Source organism: Cellulomonas sp. NPDC055163 (assembly GCF_053607065.1).
Map to the genome: position 1 here is coordinate 56,860 of NZ_JBSGSU010000010.1, position 21,339 is coordinate 78,198.

Sequence of the window (21,339 nt, forward strand, 5' to 3'; positions counted from 1 at the left end):
GATACGGACGGTGCGGAGCCCCCCGGCACGCAAAACGTACTTTTCACCCGGACGGCCGGGACGACCCCGCGGTGCGCCCGAGTAGATTCGTCCCTGCTGATCGGGGCCGATTGTCGCGCGCCCGTGCGGCGTCGGCACCGGCGACCTCACCCCGGGGGCACACCCCGGCGGTCGGGACAGCCCCCCGCCCCCACCGAACGACCGGAGCCGTCGCCGATGTCATCGTCCGCACCCCCCGCCGCGGGGCTGGGAGCGCGCGCAGCCCGCGGCGGCGCGGTCACCATGGCCGGCCAGGTCGTCCGCATCGGGATCCAGGTGCTGTCGGTCGTGCTCCTCGCGCGGCTCCTCGACCCGCACGACTACGGGCTCCTCGCGATGGTGCTCGCCGTGATCGGCGTCGGGGAGATCCTGCGCGACTTCGGCCTGTCCTCCGCCGCGATCCAGGCCCCCGAGCTCTCGCGCGGGCAGCGGACCAACCTGTTCTGGATCAACACCGCGCTCGGCGCGGTCCTCGCGCTCGCCGTGCTCGCCGGCGCGCCCCTCCTCGCGGCGCTGTACGACGAGCCCGACGTGACGCCCGTCGCGCGCGCGCTCGCCGTGACGTTCCTGCTCAACGGCATGGCGACGCAGTACCGCGCGGACCTCGTGCGCCGCATGCGGTTCTCGGCGCTCGCGACGAGCGACCTGACCGCACCCGCGGTCGCGCTCGCCGTGGGCGTCGCGCTCGCGCTCGCCGGGCAGGGGTACTGGGCGCTCGTCGCGCAGCAGGTCACGCAGGCGCTCGTGCTGCTCGTGATGCTCGGGGTGTGGGCGCGCTGGCTCCCGCGCCGGCCGGACCGCTCGGCACCGGTGGGCGACCTGCTCCGGTTCGGGCGCAACCTGGCCGCCACGCAGGTGCTCGGGTACGTCGCGAACAACGCCGACTCGTTCGTGATCGGCCGCCGCTTCGGCGCAGGCGACCTCGGGTACTACAACCGCGGGTACCAGCTCCTCACGACCACGCTGAGCCAGCTGCGTGCTCCGACCACGACCGTCGCGCTGCCCGTCCTGTCGCGGCTCAGCGACGACACCGAGCGGTTCGCCCACTACGTCCGGCGCGGTCAGCAGACCCTCGGCTACACGCTCGTCGTCGGCGTCGCGCTGGTCGCGGGCGCGGCGGAGCCGGTCGTCCGCGTCGCGCTCGGCGAGCAGTGGCTCGCGACGGTCCCCGTGCTGCGCTTCCTCGCGGTCGCCGGTGCGATGCAGACGCTCGCCTACGTCGGCTTCTGGGTCTACCTCGCGCGTGGGCTGACCGCGGACCTGTTCCGCTACTCGACGGTCACGGCCGTCGTGAAGATCGCGTGCGTGGTGGTGGGCAGCACGTGGGGCATCACCGGCGTCGCCGCCGGGATCGCGGTCGCCGCGTCGCTCGAGTGGCCGCTGTCGATCTGGTGGCTGTCCCGGCGCACGCCGCTGCCGGCACGGGCGCTCGTGCTCGGCGCCCTGCGCATCCTCGCCGTGGCGTCGCTCGCGGCCGCGGCCGGGTACGCCGCGACGCTCGCGGTCCACGGCTCCCCCGTCGGCCAGCTCGCGCTCGCCGCCCTCGGGCTCGTCGTCGTCTACGCGCTCGGGTTCACCGTGCCGCCCGTGCGCCGCGACCTGCAGGCGGTGCTCGCCGTCGTGCGGACCGCGCTCTCGCGGAGGGCCGGCCGGTGACCGCGGACGGAGGGACGACGGGCGCGACGACGGACCGCACCGCCGTCGACCTGCGCGGCCTCGGGGTCGTCGTCGTGAACTACGGGTCGAGCGACCTGCTGCGCACGAACCTGCCGGACGAGCTCACTGCGGGCGGCGCACGGGTGCACGTCGTCGACAACTTCTCGGGCGACGCCGAGCGGCACGCGGTGCGCGAGCTCGCCGGCGAGCGGGGCTGGTCGCTGCTCGAGCTCGACAACGTGGGCTTCGGCGCCGGGATGAACGCGGGGTCCGCGGCCGCGCGCGCGGCGGGCGCCGACACGCTGCTCCTGCTCAACCCCGACGCCTCGATCCCCGCGGCCGGGCTCGCGGAGCTCGTCGCGACGACCCGCGCCGAGCCGCTCACCATGCTCTCCCCGCTCATCGTGCTGCCGAGCGGCAGGCTCCAGTTCCGCGGCTCGCAGGTGCTCGTGCGCGAGGGGCGCACGCGCGCCGCCGACGGCAGCGACCCGGACCTCGCCGGGGCGTGGCTCGCGGGCACGGTCCTCGTGCTGAGCGTGACGCTCTGGGACGCGATCGGCGGCTTCGACGACGACTACTTCCTCTACTGGGAGGACGTCGACCTGTCGTGGCGGTGCACCGCCGTGGGTGGCCGGCTGCTCGTCGACCCCCGGGTGCGCGCGACGCACGACGTCGGCGGCACGCAGGCCACGGCGCACCCGCAGGCGAAGTCGACGACCTACTACTACTGGAACTGCCGCAACCGCCTGCTGTTCGCCGCGCGCCACCTGGGCCCGCGCGACCGGCTGCGGTGGGCGCTGCGCACCCCCGGGTACGCCGTCGAGGTGCTGCTGCGCGGCGGGCGCCGCCAGTTCGCGCACCCCGTGGCCCCGGTCGGTGCGGCGCTGCGCGGGTCGCTCGCGGGCCTTCGCCTGCTCGTGACCCACCGAAGCCACCGGCCCCTCGCGGAGGGCGCCACGTCCGGCGTCGTCGCCGCCGGGCCCGAGACGAGGAGCTCGACACCATGACATCCCGGCCCCTGGTGGACGGTCCCGCACCCAGCCACCGCGACGTCGTCGCCCGGCTGGCCGCAGCCCAGAAGAGCAACCGCGGCGCGCCGGGGTGGTCGCGCTGGGTCAACCGGCCGGTCGGGCGCCAGCTCGCGGCGTTCGCCTACCGGCGAGGCATGACCCCGAACCAGGTCACCGCCGCGAGCGCGACGGTCAGCGCGGTCGCGATCGCGCTGCTCGCGACGCTGCGCCCGACGGTCGCGACCGGGGTGCTCGTCGCCGTCCTGCTCGTCCTCGGCTTCGCGCTCGACGCGGCCGACGGTCAGCTCGCGCGGCTCACGGGGACGGGCAGCCCCGCCGGGGAGTGGCTCGACCACGTCGTCGACGCGACGAAGACCGCGCTGATCCACGTCGCCGTGCTGGTCGCGTGGTACCGGTTCTTCGACCTGCCCGACGCGCTCCTGCTCGTCCCGCTCGCGTTCGGCGCCGAGGCGAGCGTCTTCTTCTTCGCGATCATCCTCTCGGAGCAGCTGCGCCGGCGGGGCCGGGCGGCGCTCGACGGTGCGGGCGCGGCGTCCCCGGCCGCGCCCGCTGCCACCCCGGCGTCCGCCGAGCCGGCGCCGGTCCTGCGCTCGGTGCTCGTGCTGCCGGCCGACTACGGCGTGCTGTGCGTGACGTTCCTGCTGCTCGGCTTCCACGACGTGTTCGTCGCGGTCTACGCGCTGCTCATGGCGGCGAACGTCGTGTTCCTGCTCGGCAAGCTCCCGCAGTGGTACCGCGAGATGCGGGCGCTCCCCGCCTGAGGTGCCGGGGTCAGCGACCCGACGGCTCCACCGCCTCGGCCGTGCGCCCCGTCGCCCGGTCGAGCACCGTGAGCACCGCGTCCCCGTAGCGCTCGGCGGTGAACCGCAGGTCTGCCTCGGCGCGACCGGCGGCGGCGAGCTCGTGCGCCCGCGCCGGGTCGTCGAGCAGCGACGCCACGGCCTGCGCGAGCGCGGCGGCGTCCCCGGGTGGCACGAGCAGGCCGGTGCGGCCGTCGTCGACCACCTCGGCGAGGCCCTGCACGCGCGAGGCGACGACGGGGCGGCTCGCGAGCATCGCCTCGACCGCGGTGTTGCCGAACGGCTCAAGGCGCGACGGGACCAGCACGACGTCGGCGGACGCGAGCTCGGGCCACGTCGGGTGCACGTACCCGGCGAGCGTCACGCGGCCGTCGAGGTCCGGCCGGGCCGCACGTGCGCGCAGCTCGTCCTCGAACCACTCGTAGCCCGGGAAGACGGTGCCGCACACCGTGAGCGTCACGTCCTGCCCGGCGGCCGTGAGCAGCGCGGTCGCCTCGAGTGCGACGTCGATGCCCTTGCGCGGCGACAGCCGTGCGACGAGCGCGAGCCGCGCGGGGTCGCCCGGGGTGCGCGCACGCAGCGGCGTCGGCCCCTCGGCCGGCCCGGGCATGCCGTTGTGCACCACGACGACCGAGTGCCGCAGCCGGGGCACGACGTCGGTCACGGCGTCGCGTGCGGCGGCGCTGTTCGCGATCACGGAGCGCGCGAGGAGCAGCGGCGCGGCCAGCGCGCGCCGCACGAGCCCGGGGTGCCCGTCCTCCGCCTCGTGCACGTGGCAGACGACCGGTCGGCGGGCCAGGCGCGCGGCGAGCACCCACTCGGGGATCGTGACGGTGTTGACGTAGACCAGCGCGGGGTCGACCCGGCGCACGAGCCGGCGCAGGCGCACCGTCGAGGCGAGCATCCGCCACGGCAGCCGGACGAGCTGTGCGGGACGCAGGAGCGCCTTGCGCAGCACCGGGTGGTCGACGACCTCGACCCGCGCACCCCGCTCCTCGAGCAGCGGGACGAGCGGCCCGGCCACCGGCAGGACGACGACGACGCGCCACCCGCCTCCGACGGCCGCGGTGATCGTCTCCAGGAGCTGCCGGTCGGAGCCGTACAGGTCGGGCGACGGGTGCGCGACGAGCAGCGTGCGCGCGCTCACTCCGCGACCTCCGGCCGGGCGGCGCGCGTCTTGAGCAGCCGGGCGGGGACCCCGCCGTAGATGCCGTTCGGCGGGTAGGTGCCGGCCGCGACCACGGCGCCGGCGGCGACGATGCAGCCGTCGCCGATCTGCGCGCCGTCGAGCACCGTGACCTTGGCGCCGATCCAGCAGCCCGCGCCGACCCGGATGCCGGCGTGGGTCACGCCCTGCTCGCGGATCGGCACGTCGAGCCGGTCGGCGACGTGGTTCTCGGAGTGGAAGCTGACGAAGTTGCCGACGATCGTGTCGTCGCCGATGGTCACACCGCCGGCGCACCCGTAGAAGCTGTCGGTGCCGAGGCCGACGCGGCGCCCGACCGTGAGCCCGCGGCCCCGCTGGCGCAGGCTCCCGGTGCACTCGATGCGGGTGCCGCGGCCGACGGTGGTGTGGTCACCGAGCCGGACGCCGTCGACCGAGAGCGCGTCGACGTAGGCGTCGGAGCCGATGGTGACGCCGCGCCCGACGACGAGGTCCCCCTTGCTCCGGACCCGCGCGCGGGCGCCGACCGAGGGGCGCTCGGAGCGGGTCGGGAAGAGCACGAGGCCGCGCACCTTCATGGCCACGCGCTCGAGCACGACGTGCAGGAGGTACCCCCCGCCGATGCCCTCGTCGATGAGATAACTCTCATCTTTCGCCCGACTGGCGAAACGGCTGAGTACGGTGGCCACGCGGGCGCTCATCGCCCGCACTTCCGCGTTGATGCAACGTCCATGCGTACACCCTGCCCCAATGTTCGATCTCAACCGAATAGCCCACGACAGAGTGTGAAACGTGTCACGCATCCGCGACAGGATGCAGTCGGACAGATGTCCGTACGTGCAGGTCGGGCCGCGCGGCGCGCCCGGTCGGACGCGTCCGAGCTGTCCGTTCCGCGTGTTCACGGGCCTGTCGGCCGTCACCCGGATGGCCTAGTGTCGTCCGGACGCGGCCGCCCCTGCGGCCCGGCCCCCGCGACTCGACGCGTGACGCGTGCGCCCATTTCGGCTGCACCGAAAGAAAAAGGAGTGTCCATGACGGGTACACACGTGACCGGAGCGCCCACCCGGCGCTCGACGCACCGGCGCCTCGCCCTCACCTCGGTGGGCGCGCTCCTGCTGGCGCTCGTGCCGTGGACCGCCTCCCAGGCGACCGCCTCCGCCTCGACCCCCGCCTCCGCCGCTCCACAGGTGGCCGCCACGGCCGCCCCCGCCGTCTCGGCCGTCGCCGCGGCGACCACAGCCCCCACCATCGCCGAGTTCACGCTCGCGTACGGCTCCGCGCGGACCGTCGCGCTGCCGTCCGCACCGACGAACGCGACCGCCGTGACCCTCAAGGTGCGCGGCCGGTGGTCCTGGAAGCCGACCCGCGTCTCGCTCTGCGCCGGGACGACCGCGACCCAGAGCTGCAAGAGCAACGTGGTCCTCACGACGCCCAAGCAGCGCGAGAAGACCGTGACCGTGACCCTGGCGCTCCCCGCGGACGCCAAGAACCGGGTCACGTTCTACAACGCCGACGCGAGCGCGCGGGTCCGCGCCGAGGTGCAGTCGTACACGACGGCTCCCGCTGCGGCTCCGGCCCCCACGCCGACGCCCACCCCGACCGCCACCCCGACGCCGACCGCCAAGCCGACGGCGACCGCCACGGCCGCTCCGGAGCCCGCGCCGGCGACACCCAGCGGCCCCGCGACCGCCGCGACCACCGGAGTCCCCTCCGGCACGGCGCTCACCACGCACGCGGGAGACCTCGTCATCACGCAGCCCGGCACCGTGATCGACGGGCTGGACATCCAGGGCGTCGTGTCCGTCAAGGCGGACAACGTCACGATCAAGCGCTCGATCATCCGGGGCAAGAAGCTCACGGGGAACATGGGCCTCGTCACGAACGACCTGGGCCGGTACCGCTTCGTCCTCGAGGACAGCGAGCTGCGCCCCAACGAGGCGTCCCCGTACGTGAACGGCATCATCGGCAGCAACTTCGAGGTGCGGCGCACCGAGATCACGCGGGTCATCGACTCGGTGCACATCACGGGCGGGAACGTCCTCGTCGAGGACTCCTGGCTGCACGACAACCTCTTCTACGGCAACGACCCGAACCAGGGCGGCGGGCCCAGCCACGCCGACAGCGTGCAGATCCAGGGCGGCTCGAACATCACGTTCCGCCGCAACACGATCGAAGGCGCGTACTCCTCGGCCTTCCAGACGACCCAGGACCGTGACGCCGTCTCGCAGGTCACGATCCAGGGCAACAAGATCAACGGCGGCGGCTGCTCGGTGAACGTCGCGATCGGCAGCCGTCCGGCCATCGCCGGGCTCAAGGTCACCGACAACGTGTTCGGGCTCGACACCCGGGTCCCCGAGTGCGCGATCATCGCGCCCTCGAGCGTCACGGTCACGAACACGAACAACACGTACGTCAACGGGGCCGCGGTCAAGGTCTCGCGGGGGTCGTGAGCTCCTAGCACCCGCAGGACCGCGCGACACAGCTCGCGCACCGCAGGACCGCGCGACACAGCTCGCGCACCGCAGGACCGCGCGACGCAGCTCGCGCACAGCAGGACCACACGGCGGGGCGGCCTCTCGGGGCCGCCCCGCCGTCGTCATGACGCCCGGCCACCGGGCGCGGGCGTAAACCCCCGTCGCACTGAATTCTCGTCCGCGCACGCGGGGGCGGCGTGGTGGAGGTCACACCCGAGAATCCCTCAGGACGTGCAGGCACGGGCCGGGCACATTCTGGCGCCGAGCGCGTGAACTGCACATTCCCCCCGATCTCGCCCGAAAATTCCGGCAGATCCCCCCAAAATGGCGGCCACCGCACGCTCCCGCGTGATTTATTTCACCGTCGAGCGGGTGAAGTTGCAGGTCACAGGCTTCACCCTCGGCCACCGGCAGCCGATTGGGCCCCATGAGTGAGAACGCTCACTTACGGGTGTCGCACCGATGGCCTACTGTCCCTTTTCGGGAACGCGGTCGCGGGAAGCGGCTACAACCACGCTGACGAGCATGGGATGTGCGTTCCGTCCGGAATGCACCTGAAGAGGAGAGATTGTCATGTTCGCAGCACCCCTGAACCGATCACGCACCACGCGCCGCTCCCGCGGGCTGGCGCTCGCCGCCGTCGGCGCGCTCCTGCTCACCGGCGCCACGAGCGTGGCGGCCCAGGCTGCCTCGGTCCCGCTCAGCACCGTGACGAACACCGGTACCGCGATCCCCGAGTTCACGCTCTCGTACAACTCGTCGAAGGTCGTCGCGCTGCCGTCGGTGCCCGCCGGCGCCACCGCCGTGACGATGACCGTCAAGGGCCGGTGGGCGTGGAAGCCCACGCACCTGTCGGTGTGTGCGGGCTCGACGCTCACGACCGCCTGCACGAGCAACGTCGTGCTGACGACCCCGGTCCAGGACGAGGGCAGCGCCACGTTCACGCTCCCGCTGCCGTCCACGGCCGCCGGCAAGGTCACCGTCTACAACCTCGAGGCGAGCGTCCGTGTCGCCCTGAGCGTCGCGAGCTTCGAGGTCCCGGGCACGACGACGCCGACGGCGACGCCGAAGCCCACGGCGACCCCGACGCCGACCGCCACGGCGACCCCCAAGCCCGCAGCGACGTCCACCCCGACGCCCGCGCAGCCGCAGTTCGCGAACGCCGCCTCGACGGGTGTCCCGGCCGGGACGGCGCTGAAGGTCGTCACCGGTGACCTGGTCGTCACCACGCCGGGTGCCGTCGTGGACGCGGTCGACGTCCGCGGCTTCATCAAGGTCAAGGCGCCGAACGTCACGATCAAGCGCTCGATCGTCCGTGGCCGCCCTCTCACCGGCAGCTTCGCACTCATCACGAACGACACCGGGGCGTACCCGTTCACCCTCGAGGACAGCGAGCTGATCCCGTCCGAGGCCTCGCCGTGGATCAACGGGATCATCGGCCACAACTTCACGGTCCGCCGCACGGAGATCGCGAACGTCATCGACTCGGTCCACATCACCGGCTCGAACGTCACGCTCGAGAACTCCTGGCTGCACGGGAACCTGTTCTACGCCCAGGACCCGAACCAGAAGGGTGGCCCGAGCCACGCCGACAGCATCCAGATCCAGGGCGGGTCGAACTTCACCTTCCGTGGCAACACGATCGACGGTGCGTACTCCTCGGCGATGCAGACCACGCAGGACCGCGCGGCGGTCTCCAACGTGACGGTCACCGGCAACAAGATCGACGGCGGCGGGTGCTCGATCAACATCGCGATCGGCTCCACGTACGGCCCGATCAAGGGCTTCACGGCCTCGAACAACGTCTTCGGGACCGCGCAGCGGCACGCCAAGTGCGCGATCGTCGCGCCGACCACCGTCACGGTCGGCAACGTGAACAACCAGTTCACCGACGGCTCCGCGGTGAAGATCACCAAGGGCGCCTGAGCCCGGCGGTCCCCCGGGGACCCAGCGACGACGGCGGGGCAGGCTCCTCAGGGAGCCTGCCCCGCCGTCGTCGTCGGACCGGTCGTGCTGTGCGCGGTACCGGTGCCCCTGCGGGCTCGGTCCCGGTGCGCCCCCTGCGAGTCAGTACGCGCCGGAGCCCGAGAGGACCGCGCGGCCCGTCTTCCACAGGATCATCAGGTCCATCGTGACCGACCAGTTGTCGACGTACCGCAGGTCGAGCCGCACCGAGTCCTCCCACGCGAGGTCCGCGCGGCCGCTGACCTGCCACAGCCCTGTGAGGCCCGGGCGCACGCGCAGCCGGCGGCGCACGGCGTCGGGGTACGCCTGCACCTCCTCGAGCAGCGGCGGGCGCGGGCCGACGAGCGACATGTCGCCCCGGATGATGTTGAGCAGCTGCGGCAGCTCGTCGATCGAGAACCGCCGCAGGACCCGGCCGACCGGGGTGATGCGCGGGTCGGCGTGCATCTTGAACATGAGGCCGTCGCGGTCGCTCGACTCGAGCAGCTCCTGACGCACCCGGTCGGCGTCCGCGACCATCGTGCGGAGCTTCCACATCGTGAACGTCCGCCCGTCGACCCCGACGCGCGTCTGGCGGTAGAACGCCCCGCCCTTCGAGGTCAGGGCCACCGCCGCCGCGGCACCGAGGATCACCGGCGAGGTGACGAGCAGCGCGAGCACGCTGAGCGTGCGGTCCATGACCGACTTCGCGAGCAGCCGCTCGCGCGGCGCCTCGATCTCGACCTGGAGCAGCGAGAGCCCGGCCGTGGGGCGGACCGTCAGCCGCGGGCTCGCGACCTCGACGATGTCCGGGGCGACCACGAGATGCGCACCGGCACGACCGAGCGCCCACGACAGCCGGCGCAGCGCGTCACCGCTGAGCGACGAGCCGGTCACGATGACGACCTCCGCCGCACGGTCGGCGACGACCTGGACGACGTCCGCGATCGCCCCGAGGACCGGCACACCGCCGACGTCGCCGCCGGGCTGGGCCTCCGGGAGGCACATGCCCTCGATCTGGTAGCCGTGGTGCGTGGCGCCGCCGAGGTTGCGCGTGACGCGCAGCGCCGAGGCGGCGTCCCCGACCACGACGGTGCGCATCATCGCCTGGCCCTGCATCCGCTGACGGTGCAGGCGGCGGCGGTGCACGTGCCGCACCCACCACGAGAGCACCGCGAGGACCGGGACCCCGACGACGACGAGCGAGCGCGGTACCGGGGCGTTGAGCAGGAAGCCGAGGACCATGAGCGCGCCGGCAAGGTGCAGCGTGCCGCGCAGCACCGACTGGAACTCCCGCGGGCCGTCACCGAGCGCGGAGCGCTGGTACCCCTTGGCGGTCGCCACGAACGACACGAACGCGAGCGCGCCCGCGACCGCCCAGGCGGCGCTCGGGAGCGTGTAGCCCGCCGACCAGCCGAGGACCGCGAAGGTCACGCCGGCCGCGAGGACCGCGTCGAGCAGCACGGCGGTGCGCGCGTACGCCACGCTCGCGCGGGCCCACCGCATCGGGTAGGTCGTCTCGTCGGAGTTGTACGGCGTCGGTCGCCGCTCGAAAGGAAGGTCGGAGGCCCAGGAGCGGCGGGCCTCGATCGACCGCGCGCGACGCTCCTGCGTCCATTCCGACTCGTCCAGCCCTGGTTCTGCCGTCAGCGTCATACGTCCCCCGTCCAGCGCTGAATGTGCTGGTGAAAGGGTAGGACGACCTCATGGGCGTCACAACGCCAAATGTCCGATTTCACCCGATGCCACGGCATCCGGGTGAACCGTGGGTGACGATCCGGTGGGCTGCTCAGCCCTTGGTGTGGACGCGCAGCTGGGCCTTCTCGAGCCCCTCGACGACGACGAGCTCGACAGCGTCCGCCGCCGCGTCGACGAGCCATGGCAGGTCCTTGCGCTCGGCGGCGGAGAAGTCGCGCAGCACGAAGTCCGCGGCGTCCATGCGGCCCGGCGGCCGGCCGACCCCGACCCGGACGCGCACGTAGTCCTTCGTGCCGAGCGCCTTGGTCGTGTCGCGCAGGCCGTTGTGCCCGCCCTCGCCGCCGCCGCGCTTGAGCCGCAGCTCCGCGTACGGGATGTCCAGCTCGTCGTGCACCATCACCACGCGCTCGGGCGGCACGTCGTAGTACTGCGCGAGCGACGCGACGGGACCGCCCGACACGTTCATGTACGTCGTCGGCTTCGCGAGCACGACGCGGGGGCCGGGCGCGCCGCCGGGGAGCGTCCCGAGCCGTGTCTCGGCGACGACGGCCTGCGGGCGGCGGGAGAGGATCCCGCCGCGCGACCCGAAGCTCGCACCCGTGCGCCGCGCGAGCTCGTCGAGCACCATCTGGCCGACGTTGTGGCGGTTCCCGGCGTACTGCGCGCCGGGGTTGCCGAGGCCGACGACGAGCCAGGGGCCCTCGGTCATGGCGGTCCTTCCGATCGGTCCGGTGCCCGGGACGACGCAGCGGCGCCCGGCACCGAGACGGTACCGGGCGCCGAGGTGCGTCCGAGCGGGGCGGTGCGCGAGCGCGTCACCCCGTGCGCGTGGTGGCTCAGGCCTCCGCGGCGGCGGCCGAGGCGGCCGACTGCGAGGCGGCGAGGTCGGCCGCGGCGGCGTCGGCCTCGCGGTCGGCGGCCGTGGCCTGCGGCGCCGTGATCGAGACGATGACGGCGTCGGCGTCCGTGACGAGGGTCGAGCCCTGCGGGAGGGTCAGCTCGCCGGCCGTGACCGTCGCGCCGGCCTCGAGGCCCTCGATCGAGACCTCGACGGACTGCGGCAGGTGCGTCGCCTCGGCCTCGAGGGTCACGGTCTGGTGCTCGACGATGTGGATCGTGCCCGAGAACGACTCGCCCGTGATGACGACGGGGATCTCGACGGAGATCGTCTCGCCCTTCTTCACGATGAGCAGGTCGACGTGCTCGATGACGTTGCGGACGGGCTCGCGCTGGACGTCCTTGGTGATCGCGAGGGTCGTCTCGCCGTCGATCTCGATCGCGAAGAGCGCGTTGGCGTGCTTGAGCGCGAGGAACGTCTCGTGGCCCGGCAGGGACACGTGCAGCGGGTCCGAGCCGTGCCCGTACAGGACGGCGGGGATGCGGCCGGCACGGCGGGTGCGGCGCGCGGCGCCCTTGCCGAAATCGGTGCGGGTGGTGGCGACGAGCTTGACCTCGGACACGATGACTCCCAAGTGAGGACGGTGGTGCAGGGCAGCGAGCAGGGGGACGAGCCGCCCGGGGAGGACGGCCGCCGCTGATGATGTTCAGCGCAGGACGAGCAGGTGGTGGCCTCGACGCGGGGCGCAGGACGGGCACGCGGAGGCATCCGCCCAGTCGATCACGGAGATCGTGGTGGTCCGATCGTGCGGGATGGCATCCCGCGACCTGACCGTCCGACGTCCCTCGCCGAGGCAACCTGACGATCTTACCCGCCCGGGGCCAGGACCCCAAGCCGGTCCCGGGGTGAGCCCGCCGGACACGCCGCGCGGGTGGGCCGGGCGGTGTGCCGGTGCCCCACCCGCGCCGAGCGTCGAGCGCGCGGCCCGGGCGCGTGCGGCGGCCGGGCGGACGTCGTGCGGGTCGGTCAGGCCTGGCCGTCGAACAGCGACGTGACCGAGCCGTCGTCGAAGACCTCGCGGATCGCACGCGCGATGAGCGGGGCGATCGAGAGCACCGTGAGCTGCTCGAAGCGACGGTCGTCGGCGATCGGCAGCGTGTCGGTGATGATGATCTCGCGCGCCCCGCACTGCGACAGGCGATCGACCGCGGGGTCGGAGAGCACACCGTGCGTCGCCGCGACGATGACGTCCTTCGCGCCGGCCTCGAGCAGCACCCGCACCGCGCCCGTGATCGTGCCGGCCGTGTCGATGAGGTCGTCGACGAGCACGCAGCTGCGGCCCTCGACGTCGCCGACGACGCGGTTCGCCTTCGTCGAGTTGGGCCGGTTGATGTCCCGCGTCTTGTGCACGAACGCGAGCGGGCCGCCCCCGAGCTTCGCGGCCCACTGCTCGGCGACGCGGATGCGGCCGGCGTCGGGCGAGACGACCGTGACGTTCGTCGTGTCGACGCGCGAGCGGACGTACTCGGTGAGGATCGGCATCGCCCACAGGTGGTCGACCGGGCCGTCGAAGAAGCCCTGGATCTGCGCCGCGTGCAGGTCGACGCTCATCATCCGGTCGGCGCCCGCGGTCCGGAACAGGTCGGCCATGAGCCGCGCCGAGATCGGCTCGCGGCCCCGGTGCTTCTTGTCCTGGCGCGCGTAGCCGTAGAACGGCGCGACGACCGTGATCGTCTTCGCCGAGGCGCGCTTGAGCGCGTCGACCATCAGCAGCTGCTCCATGAGCCACTGGTTGATCGGCGCCGCGTGGCTCTGCAGGACGAACGCGTCCGAGCCGCGCACCGACTCCCCGAACCGCACGTAGATCTCGCCGTTCGCGAAGTCGTAGGCGGTGGTGGGGACGAGCGAGGTCCCGAGCTCCTCGGCGACCGAGGTCGCCAGCTCCGGGTGGGCTCGGCCGGAGACGAGCACCAGCCGTCGCTCGCCGTCGTTCGACACGGTCCCGATCATCGTGCGGTGTCCTTCGTGTCGGCCGGCAGGTCGTGGATCTCCGCGGGGTGGTCCGGGAGCGTCGGTGGCGGTGTGGGGGGCCGGCCCGCAGCTGCCCGCTGGGCGCGCTCGAGCTCGAGGCGCGCCTGCGGCGACAGGTCCTCGGTGCTGCGGTCGCCGAGCGCGCGCGCCGCGGCGTCGGCGGCGGGCGTCCCCGCGCGTGCGCGCAGGACCCACGCGTCGATCGTGCGCTGCGGGCCCGCGCTCACGGCGAGCGCCCCAGGCGGGACGTCGCGCCGGATGACGCTGCCCGCCCCGGTGTACGCGCCGTCGCCCACCGTGACCGGCGCGACGAACATGTTGTCCGAGCCGGTGCGGGCGTACGAGCCGATCGTCGTGCGGTGCTTGTTCACGCCGTCGTAGTTCACGAAGACGCTCGCCGCACCGATGTTCGTCTCGACGCCGATCGTCGCGTCCCCGACGTACGACAGGTGCGGGACCTTCGAGCCCTCGCCGATCTGCGCGTTCTTGGTCTCGACGAACGTGCCGATCTTGCCGCGGTCGCCCAGGTCGGTGCCGGGCCGCAGGTAGGCGAACGGACCCACCGTGGCGCCCGCGCCGACGACGGCACCGGAACCGTGCGTGCGCACGACGCTCGCGCCCGCGCCGACCTTCACGTCCGTGAGCGTGGTGTCCGGGCCGACCGTCGCGCCCTCGCCGACCGTCGTCGCGCCGTGCAGCTGCGTGCCGGGCAGGAGCGTCACGTCGCGCGCGAGCTCGACGTCGACGTCGACCCACGTGGTCGCCGGGTCGACGACCGTGACGCCCTCCCGCATCCAGTCCTCGAGCAGCCGGCGGTTGAGCTCCGCACGCAGCGCCGCGAGCTGCACGCGGTCGTTCACGCCCTCGACGAGCAGCGGGTCGTCGGTGCGCAGCGCGCGCACGCGCCCGCCGTCGGCCCGCGCGATCGCGAGCACGTCGGTCAGGTAGACCTCGCCCTGCGCGTTGTCGCGGCCCAGCCGGCCGAGCGCCGAGCGGAGCACACCCGAGTCGAAGACGTAGACCGAGGAGTTGATCTCACGGATCTCGCGCTGCGACTCGTCGGCGTCCTTCTCCTCGACGATCCCGAGCACGTCGGCCGTGCCGGCCTCGCGCAGGATGCGGCCGTAGCCCGTCGGGTCGTCGACCTCGGTCGTGAGCACCGTGACGGCGTTGGCGTCCGCGACGTGCGCGGCGAGCAGCTCCGCGAGCGTGTCGCCGTCGAGCAGCGGGACGTCGCCCGCGAGGACGACGACGGCGCCCTCGACCTGCAGGCCCGCGGCGCTGCCGCTGCTGCCCGGGCCGTCGGCGGCGGCGACCTGCTCGGCCTGGGCCGCGGCGTCGAGCACCGACAGCGCGCACTGCACCGCGCGGCCGGTCCCCGGGATCGCGTCCTGGTCGGCGAGCAGCACCGTGGGGTCGAGCTCGCGGGCGTGCGCGGCGACACGCTCCCGCTCGTGGCGGACGACGACGGTCACCCGCGCCGGCTCGAGCCGGCGGGCTGCGGCGAGCGCGTGCCCGAGCAGGCTCCGGCCGGCGATCGTGTGCAGGACCTTGGGTGTCGCCGAGCGCATCCGGGTGCCCTCACCTGCGGCGAGGACGACGACGGCGGCTGGGCGGGGGGTGGTCACCTGTGGGTGCTCCTCGCGGACTGCCCGAAGGCTCGGGCGGCGGATCTGGCGCGAGTGCACTCTACCGCCGCGCGGAGGGCCTCCCGCGCCGCCGGCTGTCCGGTGGGGCCGGCGCGAGGCTCGGGCCCGCACCCGCGCCGCCGGGTTCGCGGGGGTGCGCCCGGTTCGTCCCGGCGGGAGCGCAGGGAGCGGTGCGGGGTGGCGCAGCGCACCCCGCGGGTGGGCGGCGCGGGTGGGCGGCGCGGGTGGGCGGCGCGCCGGTGCCGCGCGCGTCCCGCGCACCCCGCACACCGACCGCGCGTGTGCTCCGCCCCCAGGATTCGAACCCGGACCGCAAGGCACCAAAGGCCTGCGTGCTGCCGTTACACCAGGGCGGATCGTCGGCTCGACCGTGCTCGGAGCTGCCCGGAGCTGCCCGGAGCTGCCGTGAGCTGCCCGGAGCCGCCCGGGGCCCGCACCGACGCGCAGGCCCGTCGGCCGCCACGAGCCGGCGACCGACGGGACGACCGTCGGCCGACCAGTCTGCCAGCCCGCGCCGCCCCGGTGCCCGCAGGCGGCTGCGATGATGGGCGCGTGGCTACCGAGACGAGGCGGACGACGCGCGCGCGCATGACGGGCGTCCAGCGGCGCGAGCAGCTGCTCGACGTCAGCCGGCGGCTGTTCGCGGAGAAGGGCTTCGAGCTCACGAGCGTCGAGGAGATCGCCGCGCGCGCCGAGGTGTCGAAGCCCGTCGTGTACGAGCACTTCGGCGGCAAGGAGGGCGTCTACGCCGTCGTCGTCGACCGGGAGATCCGCGCGCTCACCGGGGCGCTGACCGCGGCCCTCGCGGGTGGCGGGCACCCCAAGGTGCTCGTCGAGCGCACCGCGCTCGCGCTCCTGACCTACATCGAGACGTCGACCGACGGCTTCCAGATCCTCGTGCGGGACTCCCCCGTGGCGCAGGCGACCGGCACGTTCTCGAGCCTCATCGGCGACGTCGCGACCCAGGTCGAGCACCTGCTCGCCGACCAGTTCAAGCGCCAGGGCCTCGACCCCAAGACGGCCCCGATCTACGCGCAGATGCTCGTCGGCATGGTCGCGCTCACCGGGCAGTACTGGCTCGACGCGCGCCGCCCCGGGAAGGCCGACGTCGCGGCGCACCTCGTCAACCTCGCGTGGAACGGGCTCTCGGGGCTCGAGCGCCGCCCGACGCTCACCTCGACCGAGAGCTGACGCGCCGCCGACGGCTCCCGCCGGGTATCTCGATGTCGAGTAACCTCGCGCCATGACGGCTCGAGCGGCGCACGGACGGGGCGGCGAGCCCGCGCGTGCGCCGGCCGCCGGGACCGGCGCCGCCCGGACCGAGGTGCGCGACGAGGTCGACCGCATCGTCGAGGCGTGGGGGCGCGAGCGACCGGACCTCGACGTCACCCCCCTGACGGTCCTCTCGCGCGTCAGCCGCCTCGCACGGCACCTCGACCTCGCGCGGCGCGGCGCGTTCGCGCGCCACGAGCTCGAGACGTGGGAGTTCGACGTGCTGTCCGCGCTGCGGCGCGCGGGTGCGCCCTACCGGCTCTCCCCCGGCGCGCTGCTGACCCAGACGCTCGTGACGAGCGGCACGATGACGAACCGGATCGACCGGCTCGCCGAGCGCGGGCTCGTCGAGCGCCAGCCGTCCCCGGAGGACCGGCGCGGGGTGCTCGTGCAGCTCACGAACACCGGCCTGGCGCGGGTCGACGCGGCGTTCAGCGACCTGCTCGACGTGGAGCGGCGGCTGCTCGCGGTGCTCACCGAGGCCGAGCACACGACGCTCGCGACCCTGCTGCGGGACGTGGTCGCCCCGTTCGACGCGCCCTGACGCGACGCGGGTCGGCACACCGCACGACGCGGCCCGTCCGTGGGACGACCGGGCACGACGCCGGCCCGCCCGCGTGACGGCCCCGGCACGACGGGGCTCGCGGCCGGTACCGGCCGCCGGAGTGGGGCTCGCCGCCGGTACCGGCCGCCGGAGGGGCGCTCAGCCGGCGGTCTCGGCCGCCTCGAGCCACGCCTCCTCGAGCTCCTCCCGCTCGACCGCGAGCGCGCGCAGCTCCGCGTCGAGCGCCAGGACCGCCTGGTGGTCGGTCGCCTGCGCGGCCATCTTCTCGTGCAGCTTCCCCTCGAGCTCCGTGATCTTCGCGAGCCGGCGCTCGATCCGCTGGGTCTCCTTGCGCGCGGCGCGCTGGTCGGCCGCGGACGGCGCCGCCGTTCCCTCGTCGCCGCCGGCGTCCGAGGGCGCGGGCACCCCGGCGCCGGCGCCGGGCCGGCCGGTGTCGGCGCTCAGTGCGCCGGGCGCACCCGAGCCGCCACCGCCGGCCATGGCCGCGCGGCGCAGCTCCAGGTACTGCTCGACGCCCCCCGGCAGGTCGCGGACCTGGCCGTCGCCGAGCAGCGCGACCTGGCGGTCGCACACGCGCTCGAGCAGGTACCGGTCGTGCGAGACGACGACGAGCGTGCCGGGCCAGCCGTCGAGCAGGTCCTCGAGCGCCGCGAGGGTGTCCGTGTCGAGGTCGTTGGTGGGCTCGTCGAGCAGCAGGACGTTCGGCTCGCCGACGAGCAGGCGCAGGAGCTGGAGGCGGCGGCGCTCGCCGCCCGAGAGGTCGCGGACCGGCGTGCGGGCCCGCTCCTTGGTGAACCCGAGACGCTCGACGAGCTGCGCGGCGGTGAGCTCCTTGCCGCCCGCGACGACCGTGCGCTTCTCGCGCTCGACGACCTCGACGACCCGCAGCTCCCGGAGCTCGTCGAGGTCCTCGACGTCCTGCGTGAGCTCGGCGACCTGGACCGTCTTGCCACGCTTGACGCGCCCGGTGGTCGGCTCGAGGCGGCCCGAGAGGAGCTTGAGCAGCGTCGTCTTGCCGGCGCCGTTGACGCCGACGACCCCGTACCGGTCCCCCGGCCCGAGCCGCCAGGTCACGTCGTCGAGCAGCGTGCGCGTCGTCGAGGCCCCCGTCGCGTCGTCCGGGGCGTCGAAGCGCAGCGTGACGTCCTCGAGGTCGAGCACGTCCTTGCCGAGGCGGCTCGTCGCCATGCGGGTGAGCTCGAGGCGGTCGCGCGGCGGCGGCTCGTCGGCGATGAGCTCGGCGGCCGCGTCGAGGCGGAACTTTGGCTTCGAGGTCCGTGCGGGTGCCCCGCGGCGCAGCCACGCGAGCTCCTTGCGCAGCAGGTTCTGGCGCTTCTCCTCGGTGACCGACGCGGTGCGCTGACGCTCGGCGCGGGCGAGCACGTACGCCGCGTACCCGCCGTCGTACTGCTCGACCGACCCGTCGGCGACCTCCCACGTGCGCGTGCACACCGCATCGAGGAACCACCGGTCGTGCGTGACGACCACGAGCGCCCCCGTGCCGCGCGCGTAGCGGGCGACGAGGTGCTCCGCGAGCCACGCGACGCCCTCGACGTCGAGGTGGTTGGTCGGCTCGTCGAGCGCGAGGACCTCGTGGTCGCGCACGAGCAGCGCTGCGAGCGCGACGCGGCGGCGCTGGCCGCCCGAGAGGTTGGCCACGTCGTCGGTCAGGTCCAGGTCGGCCAGCAGCCCGGCGTGCACCGAGCGGACGCGGGGGTCGCGCGCCCACGTGTGCTCGTCGGCGTCGCCGTGCACGATCTCCCGGACCGTCGCGCCCGGGGGCAGCTCGTCGCGCTGGTCGAGGAGCGCGACGCGGACCCCGCCCGCGCGGGTCACGCGGCCGGAGTCGGCAGGCTGCAGGCCGGCGAGGACCCGCAGCAGCGTCGACTTCCCGGCGCCGTTGGGGCCGACGACACCGACGCGCATGCCGTCGTCGACGCCGATGCTCAGGTCGTCGAGGAGCGTGCGGGTACCGAGGGTGAGCGACACGGAGTCCGCTCCGAGCAGGTGGGCCATCAGGTTCTTCCGCTGGGGGTGGGGTGCGGGTGCACGACCAGGCGAGGGTACGCGGGCGACGACGTCGGGCGCCGCCCGGTGCCGGTCGTGGCCGCCCGGCCGGGTGGGGGCGGACGGACGACGACGGCGGCGGCGGCGGCGGGCCAGGGTCGCGGGAGCCGCGGGTCAGGTCACTCGGGCCCGGACGTCACGACGCGCGCGCCGGGGACGGGGCCGACCGCGGTGAGCACCGAGTCGGCGACGCCCGCCGCGGTCATGGCCGCGGCGATGACGAGCGCGTGCTGGCGGCTGCGGGCCAGCGCGGCGATCGTCGGCCCAGAGCCGGAGACGACGACGCCGAGCGCGCCCGCGTCCTCGGCGACCGCGAGGGGCTCGGCGAGGTTCGGGGCGAGCTCGAGCGCGGCGGACTGGAGGTCGTTGTGCAGGGCCCGCCCGAGCGCCCGCGGGTCGCCCGCGCGCAGCGCCTGCATGAGCGCGACCTCGGTCTCGTGGCCGCCGCCGCCCATGTGCAGCTCGTCGAACGCCGCGTACACGGCCGGGGTCGAGAGCCCCTCGTCCTGCACCGCGAACGCCCAGTGGTACTCGCCGCGGCACAGCGCGGGGGTCAGCAGGTCGCCGCGCCCCGAGCCGACCGCCGTGTGTCCCAGCAGCCCGAACGGCACGTCGGAGCCGAGCGACGCCGCGAGCTCGTGCAGCTCCTCGCGCGGCAGGCCCGTGCGCCAGTGCGCGTCGCACGCCACGAGCGCGGCCGCCGCGTCCGCCGAGCCGCCCGCCATGCCGCCCGCGACCGGGACCGCCTTGTGCACGTGCAGGTGCACGCCCTCGTCGATCCCGGCGTGGTCGGCGAGCGCGCGCGCGGCGCGCAGCGCGAGGTTGGACCCGTCGGTCGGCACGAGGTGCGCCTGCGGCCCGGTCACCGAGAGGGAGAGCCCCTCGGCGGGTGTCGCGACGACGTCCTCGTACACCGAGACCGCCTGGAACACCGTCGCGAGCGGGTGGTACCCGTCCGCCTCGCGCCGGCCGACGCGCAGCGACAGGTTGACCTTGCCGGGTGCGCGGACCCGGACCTCACGGTCGGCGCGGATCTCCGTGGGGCTCGACGTCACGGTTCCACTGTGCCAGGTCGGCCCGGGGACGGCGCGGAGGCGTCGGCGAGCGCGGCGTCGGTGGGTGACGAGTCGGCGGACGCGGCGTCGGTGGGCGACGCGTCGGCCAGCGCCGCGGCGATGCGGGCGAACCCGTCCACGTCGACGCGCTCCCCGCGGGCCTGCGGGTCGACGCCGGCGACCTCGAGCGCGGCGACCGCGGCGTCGGCCGAGCCCGCGAGCCCGGCGAGCGCCGAGCGCAGCATCTTGCGCCGCTGCGCGAACGCGGTGTCGACCACCGCGAACACCTGCTCGCGCGTCGCGGACGTGCGCGGCGGCTCGCGGCGGTCGAGGCGCACGAGCGCGGAGTCGACGTTCGGCACCGGCCAGAACACGCTGCGCCCGATCGTCGAGGTGCGGCGCGCCTCGGCGTACCACGCGACCTTCGCGGACGGCACGCCGTAGACCCGGCTGCCGGGCGGCGCGGCGAGCCGGTCGGCGACCTCCGCCTGGACCATCACGAGCACGCGCTCGAGCGTTGGGAAGCGCTCGAGGAACGTCAGCAGCACCGGGACCGAGACGTTGTACGGGAGGTTCGCGACGAGGGCCGTCGGCGGACGCCCGGGCAGCGCGCGCACGTCGAGCGCGTCCGCCAGCACGATCGTCAGCCGCGCGGCCGCGTCGACGTCCGTGTCCGCGACCGGCCGGTCGCCCTCGTGCGGGCCGGAGACCACGAGGCCCGGGACGTGCGCCCGCGCCGTCGCCGGCAGCAGGCGGGCCAGCACAGGGTCGATCTCGACCGCGAGCACGTCGGCGCCCGCCTCGAGCAGCCCGAGCGTCAGGGAACCGAGCCCGGGGCCGATCTCGACGACCCGTTCACCCGGCTGCACGGCCGCCTGCCGGACGATCTTGCGCACCGTCCCGCCGTCGAGCACGAAGTTCTGCCCGAGGGTCTTGGTCGGACGGATGCCCGCACGCTCGGCGAGCTGCCGGATCTCCGCGGGCCCGAGCAGGGGTCCGGGGGTGTCGGTCATGCGCAGGAGCCTAACCGGGAACCGCAGCCGCCCGGCGGGGAC

The 21,339-nt window shown here is 74.4% G+C and carries 17 protein-coding genes and 1 tRNA gene; 7 read left to right on the top strand and 11 right to left on the bottom strand.

Going from position 1 to position 21,339, the window contains the following annotated elements:
- Positions 1-216: 216 nt before the first annotated feature.
- Genes ACWFNE_RS18170 through ACWFNE_RS18180 form a run of 3 tightly spaced genes read left to right on the top strand, consistent with a single transcriptional unit; the run spans position 217 to position 3,487 of the window.
- Positions 217-1,695: a lipopolysaccharide biosynthesis protein gene (locus tag ACWFNE_RS18170; protein ID WP_452123826.1), complete on the top strand. Its 1,479-nt coding sequence runs from the start codon at positions 217-219 to the stop codon at positions 1,693-1,695.
- The gene (locus ACWFNE_RS18175) at positions 1,692-2,702 is read left to right on the top strand and encodes a glycosyltransferase family 2 protein (RefSeq protein WP_452123827.1); all 1,011 of its coding nucleotides are present in this window, start codon (positions 1,692-1,694) and stop codon (positions 2,700-2,702) included. Before ACWFNE_RS18170 ends, ACWFNE_RS18175 begins: the two co-directional genes overlap by 4 nt.
- Positions 2,699-3,487, top strand: coding sequence for a CDP-alcohol phosphatidyltransferase family protein (locus tag ACWFNE_RS18180; RefSeq protein ID WP_452123828.1), 789 nt, complete (start codon positions 2,699-2,701; stop codon positions 3,485-3,487). The genes ACWFNE_RS18175 and ACWFNE_RS18180 overlap by 4 nt, the downstream gene beginning before the upstream one ends.
- 10 nt (positions 3,488-3,497) lie before the next feature.
- Here the strand turns inward: ACWFNE_RS18180 and ACWFNE_RS18185 are convergent, their stop codons facing one another.
- Both ACWFNE_RS18185 and ACWFNE_RS18190 read right to left on the bottom strand, forming a co-directional pair.
- Positions 3,498-4,673, bottom strand: coding sequence for a glycosyltransferase family 4 protein (locus tag ACWFNE_RS18185; RefSeq protein WP_452123829.1), 1,176 nt, complete (start codon positions 4,671-4,673; stop codon positions 3,498-3,500).
- Entirely contained in the window at positions 4,670-5,392 is a 723-nt protein-coding gene (locus ACWFNE_RS18190) for a DapH/DapD/GlmU-related protein (RefSeq protein WP_452123830.1), read from the bottom strand. Before ACWFNE_RS18190 ends, ACWFNE_RS18185 begins: the two co-directional genes overlap by 4 nt.
- 330 nt (positions 5,393-5,722) lie before the next feature.
- Between ACWFNE_RS18190 and ACWFNE_RS18195 the strand changes: the two genes are divergently transcribed.
- Together ACWFNE_RS18195 and ACWFNE_RS18200 are read left to right on the top strand one after the other, a co-directional pair.
- Positions 5,723-7,141, top strand: coding sequence for a hypothetical protein (locus tag ACWFNE_RS18195; protein WP_452123831.1), 1,419 nt, complete (start codon positions 5,723-5,725; stop codon positions 7,139-7,141).
- Between the two features lie 597 nt (positions 7,142-7,738).
- Positions 7,739-9,091, top strand: coding sequence for a hypothetical protein (locus tag ACWFNE_RS18200; protein ID WP_452123832.1), 1,353 nt, complete (start codon positions 7,739-7,741; stop codon positions 9,089-9,091).
- A gap of 141 nt (positions 9,092-9,232) precedes the next feature.
- Here ACWFNE_RS18200 and ACWFNE_RS18205 read toward each other — a convergent pair whose 3' ends face one another.
- From ACWFNE_RS18205 to ACWFNE_RS18230, 6 genes are all read right to left on the bottom strand, one after another.
- Complete coding sequence (locus ACWFNE_RS18205; RefSeq protein ID WP_452123833.1) at positions 9,233-10,765, bottom strand: sugar transferase; 1,533 nt, start codon at positions 10,763-10,765, stop codon at positions 9,233-9,235.
- 133 nt (positions 10,766-10,898) lie between these two features.
- On the bottom strand, positions 10,899-11,516 hold the full coding sequence (gene pth, locus ACWFNE_RS18210) for an aminoacyl-tRNA hydrolase (protein WP_452123834.1): 618 nt from the start codon (positions 11,514-11,516) through the stop codon (positions 10,899-10,901).
- Positions 11,517-11,643: 127 nt separating this feature from the next.
- Entirely contained in the window at positions 11,644-12,267 is a 624-nt protein-coding gene (locus ACWFNE_RS18215) for a 50S ribosomal protein L25/general stress protein Ctc (protein WP_452123909.1), read from the bottom strand.
- Positions 12,268-12,671: 404 nt separating this feature from the next.
- Positions 12,672-13,655 carry a ribose-phosphate diphosphokinase gene (locus ACWFNE_RS18220; protein WP_452123835.1) on the bottom strand — a complete coding sequence of 328 codons (984 nt, stop codon included), beginning with the start codon at positions 13,653-13,655 and terminating at the stop codon, positions 12,672-12,674.
- Positions 13,652-15,304 (bottom strand): bifunctional UDP-N-acetylglucosamine diphosphorylase/glucosamine-1-phosphate N-acetyltransferase GlmU, encoded by a 1,653-nt coding sequence (gene glmU, locus ACWFNE_RS18225; protein WP_452123836.1) that lies wholly within the window; start codon positions 15,302-15,304, stop codon positions 13,652-13,654. The genes ACWFNE_RS18220 and glmU overlap by 4 nt, the downstream gene beginning before the upstream one ends.
- Before the next feature lie 305 nt (positions 15,305-15,609).
- Positions 15,610-15,681: transfer RNA gene (locus ACWFNE_RS18230), tRNA-Gln, on the bottom strand.
- Between the two features lie 232 nt (positions 15,682-15,913).
- Here ACWFNE_RS18230 and ACWFNE_RS18235 point away from each other — a divergent pair.
- Together ACWFNE_RS18235 and ACWFNE_RS18240 are read left to right on the top strand one after the other, a co-directional pair.
- Positions 15,914-16,516 carry a TetR/AcrR family transcriptional regulator gene (locus ACWFNE_RS18235; protein ID WP_452123910.1) on the top strand — a complete coding sequence of 201 codons (603 nt, stop codon included), beginning with the start codon at positions 15,914-15,916 and terminating at the stop codon, positions 16,514-16,516.
- A gap of 52 nt (positions 16,517-16,568) precedes the next feature.
- Entirely contained in the window at positions 16,569-17,141 is a 573-nt protein-coding gene (locus ACWFNE_RS18240; protein ID WP_452123837.1) for a MarR family winged helix-turn-helix transcriptional regulator, read from the top strand.
- Between the two features lie 159 nt (positions 17,142-17,300).
- On the opposite strand, the gene ACWFNE_RS18245 is transcribed toward ACWFNE_RS18240, so the two are convergent.
- The 3 genes from ACWFNE_RS18245 to rsmA form a co-directional block, all read right to left on the bottom strand.
- Positions 17,301-19,178 (bottom strand): ABC-F family ATP-binding cassette domain-containing protein, encoded by a 1,878-nt coding sequence (locus ACWFNE_RS18245; RefSeq protein WP_452123838.1) that lies wholly within the window; start codon positions 19,176-19,178, stop codon positions 17,301-17,303.
- Between the two features lie 170 nt (positions 19,179-19,348).
- Positions 19,349-20,284, bottom strand: a complete 936-nt coding sequence (locus tag ACWFNE_RS18250; RefSeq protein WP_452123839.1) for a 4-(cytidine 5'-diphospho)-2-C-methyl-D-erythritol kinase — start codon at positions 20,282-20,284, stop codon at positions 19,349-19,351.
- Complete coding sequence (gene rsmA, locus ACWFNE_RS18255) at positions 20,281-21,297, bottom strand: 16S rRNA (adenine(1518)-N(6)/adenine(1519)-N(6))-dimethyltransferase RsmA (protein ID WP_452123840.1); 1,017 nt, start codon at positions 21,295-21,297, stop codon at positions 20,281-20,283. The genes ACWFNE_RS18250 and rsmA overlap by 4 nt, the downstream gene beginning before the upstream one ends.
- Positions 21,298-21,339 lie beyond the last annotated feature (42 nt).

What these genes read in the sequence shown, in the direction of transcription:
- ACWFNE_RS18205 (WP_452123833.1), bottom strand. Translation starts at nt 10,765, where the DNA reads ATGACGCTGACGGCAGAACCAGGGCTGGACGAGTCGGAATGGACGCAG.
- ACWFNE_RS18240 (WP_452123837.1), top strand. Translation starts at nt 16,569, where the DNA reads ATGACGGCTCGAGCGGCGCACGGACGGGGCGGCGAGCCCGCGCGTGCG.
- rsmA (WP_452123840.1), bottom strand. Translation starts at nt 21,297, where the DNA reads ATGACCGACACCCCCGGACCCCTGCTCGGGCCCGCGGAGATCCGGCAG.
- ACWFNE_RS18180 (WP_452123828.1), top strand. Translation starts at nt 2,699, where the DNA reads ATGACATCCCGGCCCCTGGTGGACGGTCCCGCACCCAGCCACCGCGAC.
- ACWFNE_RS18170 (WP_452123826.1), top strand. Translation starts at nt 217, where the DNA reads ATGTCATCGTCCGCACCCCCCGCCGCGGGGCTGGGAGCGCGCGCAGCC.
- pth (WP_452123834.1), bottom strand. Translation starts at nt 11,516, where the DNA reads ATGACCGAGGGCCCCTGGCTCGTCGTCGGCCTCGGCAACCCCGGCGCG.
- ACWFNE_RS18235 (WP_452123910.1), top strand. Translation starts at nt 15,914, where the DNA reads ATGACGGGCGTCCAGCGGCGCGAGCAGCTGCTCGACGTCAGCCGGCGG.
- ACWFNE_RS18195 (WP_452123831.1), top strand. Translation starts at nt 5,723, where the DNA reads ATGACGGGTACACACGTGACCGGAGCGCCCACCCGGCGCTCGACGCAC.
- ACWFNE_RS18245 (WP_452123838.1), bottom strand. Translation starts at nt 19,178, where the DNA reads ATGGCCCACCTGCTCGGAGCGGACTCCGTGTCGCTCACCCTCGGTACC.
- ACWFNE_RS18220 (WP_452123835.1), bottom strand. Translation starts at nt 13,655, where the DNA reads ATGATCGGGACCGTGTCGAACGACGGCGAGCGACGGCTGGTGCTCGTC.
- ACWFNE_RS18200 (WP_452123832.1), top strand. Translation starts at nt 7,739, where the DNA reads ATGTTCGCAGCACCCCTGAACCGATCACGCACCACGCGCCGCTCCCGC.
- ACWFNE_RS18190 (WP_452123830.1), bottom strand. Translation starts at nt 5,392, where the DNA reads ATGAGCGCCCGCGTGGCCACCGTACTCAGCCGTTTCGCCAGTCGGGCG.